The sequence below is a fragment of the Fodinibius sp. GM108 genome (genome assembly GCF_058386985.1).
In genome coordinates, this window is the sequence record NZ_JBYEIR010000002.1 from 274,179 (window position 1) to 286,204 (window position 12,026).

Consider the following 12,026-nt stretch of genomic DNA (forward strand, 5'->3'; position numbering starts at 1 on the left):
ATTAACAGTTAACTTATATAATTTAATCGGAGTAATCGTATGACATCGTTGACATCGTCTATAGCTCTCTTTTTTCTTCAAGCAGGAGTAGACCAAGGTTTTTTTAATGTATTAGTTGAGAAGTTTAATGAAGGTAATGAGGGCGGTTTTATGTGGCCTGTGCTCGTCGCTCTGATTCTGGGATTGGCAATTTTCCTGGAGCGAATCATTACCCTAAATCTTGCTGATATTGACACACGGAAATTCATTGTAGATGTACAGGAAGCGCTACAAGAAGGTGGTGTTCCTGCAGCAAAAGAACTTTGTGCCGAAACACGCGGTCCTGTTGCGTCAGTATTTCAGGCGGGGCTAATGCGGGTAGATGAAGGTATTGAAGCTGCTGAAAAGGCTATATCAGCTTATGGATCTATTGAAATGAGTTTCCTCGAGCGGGGATTGGTCTGGCTGTCGCTCTTTATTGCTATTGCGCCTCTGCTCGGATTCCTCGGTACTGTTGTTGGTATGATTCAGGCATTCGATGCTATTGAACAGGCTGGTGATATTTCGCCAACACTTGTTGCTGGTGGTATTAAGGTAGCCCTGCTGACAACAGCTGCTGGTCTGCTTGCAGGTATTATTCTGCAAATTGGTTATAACTATTGTGTCTCTAAAATCGATCGATTAATTTCTGAAATGGAAGAGAGTTCTATCACTCTTATTGATTCTATTGTAATGCTTAAAGAAGGAGAACAAATAATTGATACCTCTGGCTCTGCTGAGTCCGAAGAATAATAAACGAGAACTAATTACTACCTTTTTAACCAATTCTTACCTAATATTATGATAGTATCTATAGCACTTGGTGTAGGCTTGGGATTGATCGGACTCGGCGTGCTGGGAATGCTGGTCTCCGGTATCCAAAGCATTATGAAGGGCAAGCAGGATGTTAAGAAAATTATAACAATGATTGTTCCATTTATTGTCTTTGGCGTTGCGTACGCCATTGCCGGAACAGTTACTGAAGCAGCCATCGGCACTATGTTGTTTATGATGGCTGCAATGCTCCTGTTGATTTTTGCCACTGGTTTACGTGGGACATTTAATATATAACACTTAGGTTTTAGCCATGTTTGATAAAAGTAATGAACGCGAGGAACCAGAGATAGGTGGTGCTGGAATGGCTGATATAGCCTTCCTGCTGCTCATCTTCTTTCTTCTGGTGACTACGATTGATGTTGATACGGGTATCGGTTTACAACTGCCCCCCGCACCTGAAGAAGATCAGGAACCACCACCCATTAAGGAGCGCAACCTGTTGAATATTCTAGTAAATGCTCAGGGACAGGTTCTTTTAGATGAAGAGCCTACTCCTGTTGATCAGGTGAAACAGCAAGTAAAGGATTTTATCACCAACAATGGTGAAGATCCCGAACTATCTGAATCGCCGGATAAAGCTATTGTTTCTATAAAGACGGACAGGGCAACCCCCTACAACGTCTATATAGATATGCTTGACGAGGTGATGGGTGCATATAATGAGATTCGAGATCAAGCGGCCCGATCCCAGTTTGGTGTATCGTATGAACAGCTGGAAGATGAAAGCGAACAACAGCAGAAGATCCAGGATATGTATCCAAAGAAAATTTCAATCGCAGAGCCCAATTAACAGGTATATATAACTATGGGACATTTTGAAAAGAAATCTGCAAAGACGAAAGAAGATATCCCAATGGCAGCAATGCCGGATATTATCTTTATGTTGCTCATCTTCTTTATGGTGACAACAGTTTTGCGGGAAGTAACTTTGCAGGTGCAAATTGATTATACCCGCGCCGAAAACATCGAAAAAATTGAACAGAAACGCCTTGTAAGTTACATATATGTGGGGCCTGAAAAGCTTGCAGGCAACAAGCTTGGGCAGACTCAGATCCAAATTGATGATGCCATCATAGAAGATGTTTCTGCCGTGCGCCGACTGATGTATGACAAGCTTAAAGAGGAACCACGGCTAATTGTCTCGCTTCGAGTACATGATGAAACTGAGTTTGGTATTGTAACTGATATTCAGGAGGAGCTCAGAGAAGCAGGAACACTGCGAATAAATTACTCTACGAAACAAGAAGATCCTTAAACACAGGGCAGTTTATAAAATCTAGATAATAACATTCAAAAATTTTAGAAAGGCAAGTACACTTTAAGTGTACCTGCCTTTTTTATTATTAGAAATATTATGGATAAAGATTCTTTCCGCACTATACAATCAATAGGCAGAAATGAGCTCATAGAAGAGCTGATGGAACATTCTATGTATGAACATTCATCAGTTGTTAAAGGTTATGGAGATGACGCAGCCGTTATAAATGATGATAATGAGTTACAGTTATTAAGTTCCGAAACATTTATGGAAGGTGTGGATTTTGACCTTACATATGTGCCCCTTCATCATCTGGGATACAAATTGGGCACAGCGGCTGTTAGTGATGTATATGCAATGAATGGAGATCCAGAGGCACTGCTTATAAATTTGGCTGTACCTAACAAAATTTCTGTTGATATGCTCAAGGAAATATATCGCGGTATTGGTACGGCTGGGAAGGATCATGAATTTCAAATTGTCGGAGGTGATCTGACAGCATCACACCAGATATTAAGTGCTACCGTTAGTTGTTATGGCAGTGTAAATCCTCAAAAAATAACCTACCGGAAAGGTGCCAAAATCGACGATGCAATATGTATTACAGGTGATCTCGGTGGAGCCATTGCAGGTTTGCGCATTTTGATGAGAGAGAAAGAGTTTTGGGAAGAGCAAGAGGGCCAACAAGCATTTCAGCCGGACCTTGATGACTATGAATATGTAGTTAAGCGCCAGTTAGTTCCTTTAGCACGAAGAGATTTTGTGAGAGAATTAGATAATCAAAATATTGTTCCCTCTTCAATGATAGATATCACCCAGGGGATAGCAAGTGATTTGCAACAGTTGGCTCAGGCATCTGAAGTAGGAGCGCATATTTATCAAACAGCATTACCTATTGCACTTGATACACGCCAGGTAGCTGATGAGATGAAAGAAGATGTAGATAAATATGCCCTTTATGGGGGAGAAGATTTTGAGTTAATGTTTACCCTTCCTGAACAAGACGTAGAGAAATTGACGGATGAGTTTGAAGATTTTGCTGTGATAGGCAAGATTACTAAAAAAGATAAGGGGGTTCGCATGCAGCAGGCTGATGGTGATACTATTCTTTTTGAAGACAGTTCTGAGTCGTAATTGAAATCCATCACCAATAAACAGGGGACGCTCATCGTTGTATACTACTTTATTACCTGCTAAGGGTGATATCAGAATATAGGAATAGGCGGTTATTTAAGCACAGAAGCAAGAATTATCGTATATTTACATGATTAAGATTTAATTGATAAAAACGGCAATGCCTGAGAATAAAAATACCCCTGATAAAAAGAACGACGATCAGAAGATATTAAAGGGGAAAAATAAATCCCCTCGATTTCCTATCTGGATATATGTAATTCTATTACTGGGTTTATTGGGAATTCAGTTCTGGTTTATGAGTCCGGAAGATGGTACTCGCATTAAATATAGCACGTTCTTGGAATATGTTGAAGAAGGATATGTTGACGAGATAACCATAGAAAATGGTACTTATATCGATGGAACTTATAGCAATAAAGCTATAGAAGATGGTATAATTCCTCCACCGGATGAAAACCAGGATCAGTGGTCGTTTACTTCCTCAGGCAATAAAAAGTTTACTACTACAATGCTTCAGGGGGATGACATACGTCCTATTCTTGATAACTATGATGTAACCTATGATGCTGTAGTAAAAGAAGATTGGTTTAGCGGCATCTTTATCTGGTTGATACTCATTGGTATAGCAATAGCATTCTGGATCTTTATTTTCCGGCGTATGAATCCGGGACAACAGGTATTAAATATCGGAAAAAACAAGGCATCACTCTACGATAAACAGTCGGAAAATAAAGTTTCTTTCAAAGATGTGGCTGGATTGGAAGAAGCGAAAGCAGAGGTTGAAGAGATTGTCGAATTCTTAAAAAATCCTCAGAAGTTTACTAAGCTGGGGGGTACACTGCCCAAAGGAGTTTTACTCGTAGGTCCTCCGGGAACCGGAAAGACCCTGCTTGCAAAGGCAACAGCCGGACAGGCAGATGTGCCATTTTTCAGTCTTAGTGGTTCCGATTTTGTAGAAATGTTTGTCGGTGTCGGAGCAGCACGTGTTCGTGACCTGTTTAAACAAGCCAAAGAAAAAGCACCATGTATCATTTTCATTGATGAAATTGATGCAATTGGCCGAAGCCGTGGCAAGGGGATGCAGATGGGATCTAATGATGAACGAGAGAATACCCTAAACCAGCTCCTTAGCGAAATGGACGGCTTTAATACCGATAAGGGAGTCATAATTATGGCGGCAACAAACCGGCCGGATGTACTGGATTCAGCTTTGCTGCGTCCCGGACGTTTCGACCGTCAAATACTCATCGATAAACCAGACTTGAGAGGTCGTGTAGAAGTACTGAAAGTACATACACGCAATTTAAAAATGTCTGAAGATATCGATCTGAAATTGTTGGCATCGCAAACGCCGGGTTTTGCCGGTGCAGAGCTGGCGAACCTCTGTAACGAGGCTGCACTAACGGCTGCTCGTCGCAATAAAGATGCCATAGAAATGGAAGATTTTCAGGATTCTATTGAACGCGTTATAGCAGGACTTGAGAAAAAGAATAAGTTAATCAGTCCCAAAGAGCGCGAAATTGTGGCTTATCATGAAGCTGGTCACGCTATTGTCGGCTGGTACCTCAAACATACAGATCCTGTGCTAAAAGTGAGTATCGTACCGCGTGGTCTAGCTGCGTTGGGATACACACTGCAGACGCCGCTCGAGGATCGCTTTCTGATGACAACCGAAGAGCTCAATGATAAAATTTGTGCTTTGCTCGGTGGACGTGTTGCAGAAGAGATAATTTTTGATCGGATTTCTACAGGTGCACAAAACGATCTGGAACGAATCACGAATATGGCTTTTGCGATGGTTGCTGAGTATGGTATGAGCGATGAGCTAGGTTATCTGTCACTGAAGGATTCACAGAATCCTGAAAATAGTTATGGTTTCAATAAAAAATATTCGGATCGGACAGCCGAACGTATCGATGATGCGGTAAGCGAAATTATCAAAGAGAACTACAAGCGCACTCGAAAATTGATTAACGAGCATAAAGATAAGCTCGAAAAAATGGCTAAGACGCTGCTTGAAAAAGAAGTTCTCGATCATAATGACCTGAAAGAGCTTCTTGGCGATCATCCTGAGGGGAAATATCCTGAAGGAATTTTCGATTACGAAAAAGATAACAGAGATCAGAACGGTAAAAGTGATCTTGGAGAGTTATCAGAATCTGGGGGGATAAATGATCAGCCTCAGACATCTTCTACAAAGTCTTCACCGGATAACAACGCCGATTAATCTCATTTTGACAGCTGTGTGAGAATAATCTATCACCCATTCTTATGTTGTCAGATTGCTATTGTTAACATTTTCATAAAGTGAAAATAACATAGTAATAATGGTGAGATAACAGTACTGCAATATCAGTGTGCTATCCTTGACATGTGATGTTAAGGAAACTCAAATTAAATCAGCACACTTATTGTGATTACTTCATTATACTCAACTTTCCAACAGTTATTGGGGTTCGTTTTAACAACCTTCATTTGTATTACTGTCATCTCTCAGGTAAATGCCCAGAATCAAACCGGTAAAATTGCCGGTAAGATTGTAGATAGTAAAACAGGCGAACCAGTTATCGGCGCTAATGTAGCTATTGTAAATACTACTCGGGGTGCGGCAACCGATATTGATGGCAAATATAGTATCCGTGGAGTTGCACCGGGGATTTATACGATTACCATCTCTTATATTTCTTACGCCAATAAGAAAGTGACTGATGTAAAAGTTGAATCCGGTGAGGTAACCAAGCTTAATATATCCTTGCAGCCCGAAACCTATGGCTTGGGAGAAGTAACCGTTAGTGCAGGTGCTGTTACAAATAGTGAGGCAGGTTTACTGGCCACACAGCGAAAGGCCATTGCTTTCCAGGATGGGTTATCTTCGGAATTTATCAGCAAGTCCGGTGATAGTAATGTTGCTACGGCCATGAAGCGTATTACAGGAGTCACGCTGTTAAATGGCAAAGATGTTTTCGTCCGTGGACTTGGAAATCGTTACAGTAATGTTCAGTTAAATGGCGGAGCAGTACCTTCAACGAGTCCAACGAAAAAAGAGGCACCGGTTGATTTAATCAACAGCGGTTCGGTTGATAATATCGTGGTCCAAAAGACTTTTACACCAGATCAGTCCGGTGAATTTTCCGGGGGTTCGGTACAGATCACATCAAAAGAATTTCCGGAAGAGCAAGATATCGGTTTCTCATACTCAACCGGCTATAACAGCATTTCAACTTTTGAGGATGTTTTGGGATATCAGGGAAGTGCAACTGATTTCCTTGGTTTTGATAATGGAAAAAGAGGGATGCCTGTAGTTTTGCAAAATAGTCGGATTACAATTGAGAATGAAAAGCAGGTTGCTAATGCTCTTCATAAAGATTGGTCTCTCAACAATAGTCGCCAAGCTATCCCATCACAAAAAGTTGAACTCAGTTATGCAAACCAGATAAATGAAAGCGATAAACCTATCGGTATTGTATCAAATTTTAGCTATAAGTATGATCGATCCTTGCAACCAAGTCGCGAATTCCGGGTAATTCAAAGTTACAATGATGACGCCGCGAAAAACGTATTGAATGCTGACTACATTAGCAGAGAGGGTACCGAGAGTGCTAAGATAAGCGGAATGCTGAACCTGTTTTTTAAACCTGATTCGCAGACAAAGATTGGCCTTAAAAACCTTTACTCTAATTCACTTGAAAATTCTGCGCAACAGATTATCGGGGATTATGTTAACTATCCGCGGAATACACGTCAAACAGTCCTGGATTTCAACAGGCGTGCTATTTTTTCGAGTAGCGGTGTATTCGAACGGTATTTTGATGAGCTTTTGAAGTCGCAGTTGTCGATAACGCTAAACTATTCCAGAGCCAAACAAGATCGCCCCGACCGCCGAACAACCCAGTACAATTTAACGCCCGAAGGGCATTACAACATCTATTTTGATGACGGAGGAAACTCACACTTCTTCTCCAACCAGACTGACAATAACTATACGACCAAAGTAGATTATGAACTCGAGCCGCTGCAGTCACTGGAGTTTAAAACTGGTTTTTCGGCCGAACTCAAACAACGTGATTTCTCGGCTCGCAGACTGGAATATCAAAATTTCACTGGTTCGTACCCTCGTGATATGAAGAGTGAGCCGGCCGATATTGCGCTTGACCCTTCAATGGTCGAAAATGATTTGCTGGATTTAGCAGAAACTACGCAGTCGCGGGATTCATATGACGGTGAGCAGACATTACTTGCCGGTTATCTCAGTGCCAACTGGAATTACTTCGATAACTTTTCGCTTGAGGCGGGAGCTCGTATTGAGCAATCCGTACAGAAGGTAATGATTGATGTTGATAATGCCAGTCAGACCATTGCCAACGTAAGCAAAACTGATCTGTTACCTGCGATAAATACTACATACAGCGTATCAGAAAAGATGAATATTCGCGGGGCGTATTCAATGACGCTGGCACGTCCCGAATTTCGTGAGATTTCTGATTTTCGATTTCAGGATTTTGTGGGATCACAGATCGTGTATGGAAATCCGGATTTAAATCGAACGAAAATCCACAATTACGATCTGCGTTTTGAGACCTATCCGAGTCCCGGTGAAATGTTTGCCGTCAGTGCTTTTTACAAAAAGTTTTTTGAACCTATTGAATTGTTCTATCGCTTTACCGAGCGGACGGAAGTGCAGTACAAGAATGCAGAAGAGGCAAATCTATTTGGAATAGAGATAGAAGGGAGGAGAAATATTACTGAGCAATTCCAAATGGTGATTAATGGCTCATATATCCTTTCGGAAACCCGCAGCAAAGAAAAGGATCGCTACCGTACGGCTAATTTTGAGCGGCCGATGTATGGTCAATCACCTTATTCTTTGAACGTAGGAGCCTACTACACCATCCCACAATGGAATGTTGAACTTTCAGCGAATTATAACACCTTTGGCGAACGGATCGTTACCGTTGGGATGCGACGCCATCCTGATGACGAATATGAGCAGCCTTTCGATAAGATAGATCTTGGAGTAAAATATCGGGTATCCAAGTTTACACTTAAGGCGGATATCGAAAACCTGCTTAACCAAGATGTGATTTATAAGCAGGGAGAGGTAATTACAAACAGGTATTCGCCGGGAGTGAGCTATAATGTAGGAATTAGCTACGATTTCTAATCCTAAAGATAATGGTTTGCCTATCTTGGGATAATAATTTCTTAAAGCATGTTTTTCATCTTCACCTTGTCAACATTTAATCAATCCAAAATCAATCACTCATGATTAATACAGCAACAAAAAGATTAATGATGCTTTTATTGCCTCTAGCGCTAATGGTTTCTGCTTGTGGTGATGACAATCCCACCGATCCAGGTGATGGGCAAGAGGAAGAAATAGAAATTCCCGAAGTGTATCAAAACCTGCCGGGTACGTTGATATCCGAAGATGAGACGTGGAGTAATGATACTACGCTTGCCGGTCCGCATTTTGTAATGCCGGGTGTCACGCTGACTATCGAGCCCGGGGTTACGGTGAGTTTCGAGTATCACAATGGTAACTCTGATGATGTTGGGACAATAATCACGCTGGACCAGGATGATGAGAACTTCTCAGATGGCACTCGTCCGACGGCACGTCTTGTCGCTGATGGTACAGCTGATAATCCCATTGTATTTACATCGGCCCGGAATAATCCCGAGCGCAACGATTGGGGTGGAATTATTCTTACCGGCCATGCTCCCAACAGTAATCCCAGTGGAGTCGGTGAGGTTGAAGGCCTGGATGAAGCAATCCAATATGGTGGAAACAAAGATGATGATGACAGCGGTATTCTGCGTTATGTGCGAATCGAATATACCGGATTCAGTATTGCAGAAGGCTCTGAACTTCAGGCCCTGACGCTCTATTCTGTGGGAAGCGGGACGACTATCGAATACGTACAAACGTACGAATGCAGCGACGATGGCGTAGAGTTGTTCGGTGGAACTGTAGATCTGAAATATTTCATTGCCTACGGCGCTGACGATGATTCATTCGATTATGACGAAGGCTGGGTCGGCCGCGGGCAGTTTTGGTTAGCTGTTCAAAAACCAGGTGCCGATAACGGATTCGAAAATGACGGATGTGCCGATCTTTCTGACTGTGACGGTGGCAACGGACCTACCTCTCCTAATCTCTATAACGTTACAGTTTATGGAGCCGGTGATGGCAGTAGTCCCGAGAAAAATAACTTTGGGCTTCGTCTGCGCGAACACCTGGAAGGATCATATAATAATTTCATCGTCTCTAATTTTGACGGTGCACCATTTGTACTCGAAGGTGGTGATGAAGGTGAAGAAGGAGATGACACCTATACCAATTATCCCGATGCGTTAAGTCTTAACGGATTTGTCATCCATAATAATGATGTATTTCAGGATGCCTCCGACGCCGGTGGTCGTGCCGATCAACCGGACGCCGAGCGTTATGCTGGTTCTTATGAAGAAGTTGATCCTTTGTTTAATAATCCGGCTAACTATGATTTTAGTCTCCAATCCGATTCTCCTGCATTAGACAGTGGTGAAACTCCGCCCAACGATGGATTTTTTGATCAGGTTGAATATCGTGGTGCTTTTGGTACCGAAGACTGGACCCGGGAAGGAAGCTGGGTTCGCTGGCCATCAAATTAGTTTTAAAAATATCTCACAGTCCCAAATGTGAGGTGTGCTGATCACAAAAAGGAGGTCCGTTGATTCGGTCCTCCTTTTTTATTCTAGGTATCCACAAGATTCACAGAGAAGACGCAGAGTTACACAAATGTGTTGTTACGAGGGAGCTCTGCTCCGTAGTAAGAGAATTTTCGGCTTTGAAGTCACCCGATTCTCCTCTTATCTCGGCCCGATGCTCTCATGTGTACCAACCCTTCGTTTTGAACCCTCTCCTGTCCTTTCCCTTTCTTTAATGCCTATTAACCACTGATCATAGCCAGGGGGGTAGGTGATGAGGAATTCGCCGGAAGCTGGACAGGTTCTCAAATAAGCTGAAGGGAATATTGTTCGTAACGAACAGGTGTTGGTACCAAATGGTGCCTCAGACCAAACATTTGGACTCTACGCTTAATTATTTGCTACATAAATGACTTGAATAAGTACTGGTTATGATCTTTTTCAGGCCTTTAACAGCAATTTGATTAAAATCTATTTGGGTGATAAATTATCCTGATATTAAATGGGGAACAATCTCCATTAAAGATGCGTTATTTAAAATCAGTATTCATAACAATAAAAAATCTACGGCTTGGTTTTTGTAACTCGGAAGGCTCACTTTAACGCAGCGCATCGCTTGCACAATCCCGATAAATCTGACGAGTGGAACAGAGATATGTATGGGAAGTGTAATCATGAAAATTGGCATGGACACAACTATATTATCAATGTGACCGTTGCTGGTACACCTGATCCCGAGACGGGGTATGTTATTGATCTGTCGAAGTTGAAGGCGATTGTTGAGTCTAGTATTGTTGAAAAATGCGACCATAAGAATCTAAATCTGGATGTAGATTTTCTTGAGGATGTAATGCCTTCGACAGAAAATTTGGTCAAGGCTTTTTTTGAGGAGTTAGAAAAACCGATTCGGGAAGCAACAAATGGCAATGGCTTTTTGTATGAAGTTGAACTCCGGGAAACCGAACGAAATTCAGCCAAATATTGTCCATACCTTTTGAAAAAAGAAACTCCGGCAATACATTAAAATTTAAGAAATTGCAGTAAGCACGAATGATTTCTACTAAATTGAAACGTTATTACGATCCAACCTTCACCGTGTCAGACGATTACAAAGATAGTTTACCCGATCTTCAAAATGGACCGGCTTCGCTTATTGAAGGGGCAAACGTGCCCATTCAACAAGTTGGTATTTCCGATTTCAAACTGCCGTTAAAATATCCGCGGCCGGATGGAGAATTGATTACCCTTGAGACATCTGTCGACGGCTATGTGGGATTGGAAGCCGGTAAAAAAGGAATCAATATGAGCAGAATTATACGCTCATTTTATGATTTTAAAGATGATGTTTTCCATCCCGATAAACTTAAAGAAGTCCTGGAAACGTATCGTGAAGAGCTGGATTCGCAAACAGCCTATCTGCGTTTGTCATTTAATTATCCGATTCTGCAAGAGAGTCTGCGATCGGGGCTCGAAGGATATCAGTACTATAATGTTTCTATTGAAGGTACGATGAATGCTGACGGAGACTTCCGAAAGTTTATGCACCTTGACTTTGAGTACAGTAGTGCATGTCCCTGCTCATACGAACTTTCGGAACACGCACGTGAAAACAGGGAAGTAGCCAGTATTCCTCACAGTCAGCGGAGTGTAGCCAGTCTTACTGTTGAGCTCAATGAGGAACTATTTGTAGAAGAGCTTGTCAAACACTGCCGTGAAGCTCTGATGACTGAAACTCAGGTTATGGTAAAACGTGAAGATGAGCAGGCGTTTGCCGAGATGAATGGAGCTTTTCAAAAATTTGTGGAAGATGCCGCCCGGCTTCTTTATGAGCAATTAAATGAGGAAGAACGTATTCACGATTTTGTTATTCGCTGCGTTCATATGGAAAGTCTGCACAGCCACGATGCCGTGAGTCGCATCTGCAAGGGCGTTAAGAACGGCCTGAGGTAAATTAGGATATGGGGTACAAGGAAATAAGGGAATAGGTATAAATCTTATATCCTGTTCCGGAATCACTTCTATTATAGATAGCCTCTCCAAAGGTATTATGAGCTGGTTTTTAATCATTGACCCCAGATAATTTGGAAGG

10 protein-coding genes are annotated in these 12,026 nt (G+C 42.0%); all 10 read left to right on the forward strand.

Features of this window, described 5'->3' with window-relative positions:
• Positions 1-39: 39 nt before the first annotated feature.
• Entirely contained in the window at positions 40-771 is a 732-nt protein-coding gene (locus tag ACT3ID_RS04505) for a MotA/TolQ/ExbB proton channel family protein (protein WP_491540794.1), read from the forward strand.
• A 48-nt stretch (positions 772-819) separates the two neighbouring features.
• On the forward strand, positions 820-1,089 hold the full coding sequence (locus tag ACT3ID_RS04510; protein ID WP_491540795.1) for a hypothetical protein: 270 nt from the start codon (positions 820-822) through the stop codon (positions 1,087-1,089).
• A gap of 16 nt (positions 1,090-1,105) precedes the next feature.
• Positions 1,106-1,645: a biopolymer transporter ExbD gene (locus ACT3ID_RS04515; RefSeq protein ID WP_491540796.1), complete on the forward strand. Its 540-nt coding sequence runs from the start codon at positions 1,106-1,108 to the stop codon at positions 1,643-1,645.
• 15 nt (positions 1,646-1,660) lie between these two features.
• On the forward strand, positions 1,661-2,110 hold the full coding sequence (locus ACT3ID_RS04520) for an ExbD/TolR family protein (RefSeq protein WP_491540797.1): 450 nt from the start codon (positions 1,661-1,663) through the stop codon (positions 2,108-2,110).
• Between the two features lie 99 nt (positions 2,111-2,209).
• Positions 2,210-3,247 carry a thiamine-phosphate kinase gene (gene thiL / locus ACT3ID_RS04525; protein WP_491540798.1) on the forward strand — a complete coding sequence of 346 codons (1,038 nt, stop codon included), beginning with the start codon at positions 2,210-2,212 and terminating at the stop codon, positions 3,245-3,247.
• Positions 3,248-3,407: 160 nt separating this feature from the next.
• Positions 3,408-5,477, forward strand: a complete 2,070-nt coding sequence (ftsH, locus tag ACT3ID_RS04530; protein ID WP_491540799.1) for an ATP-dependent zinc metalloprotease FtsH — start codon at positions 3,408-3,410, stop codon at positions 5,475-5,477.
• A 186-nt stretch (positions 5,478-5,663) separates the two neighbouring features.
• The gene (locus ACT3ID_RS04535; RefSeq protein ID WP_491540800.1) at positions 5,664-8,411 is read left to right on the forward strand and encodes a TonB-dependent receptor; all 2,748 of its coding nucleotides are present in this window, start codon (positions 5,664-5,666) and stop codon (positions 8,409-8,411) included.
• Positions 8,412-8,512: 101 nt separating this feature from the next.
• Positions 8,513-9,901: a beta-helix domain-containing protein gene (locus tag ACT3ID_RS04540; RefSeq protein ID WP_491540801.1), complete on the forward strand. Its 1,389-nt coding sequence runs from the start codon at positions 8,513-8,515 to the stop codon at positions 9,899-9,901.
• Between the two features lie 607 nt (positions 9,902-10,508).
• Entirely contained in the window at positions 10,509-10,961 is a 453-nt protein-coding gene (locus tag ACT3ID_RS04545; RefSeq protein WP_491540802.1) for a 6-pyruvoyl trahydropterin synthase family protein, read from the forward strand.
• A 26-nt stretch (positions 10,962-10,987) separates the two neighbouring features.
• Entirely contained in the window at positions 10,988-11,887 is a 900-nt protein-coding gene (gene folE2, locus ACT3ID_RS04550; RefSeq protein WP_491540803.1) for a GTP cyclohydrolase FolE2, read from the forward strand.
• Positions 11,888-12,026: the final 139 nt, after the last annotated feature.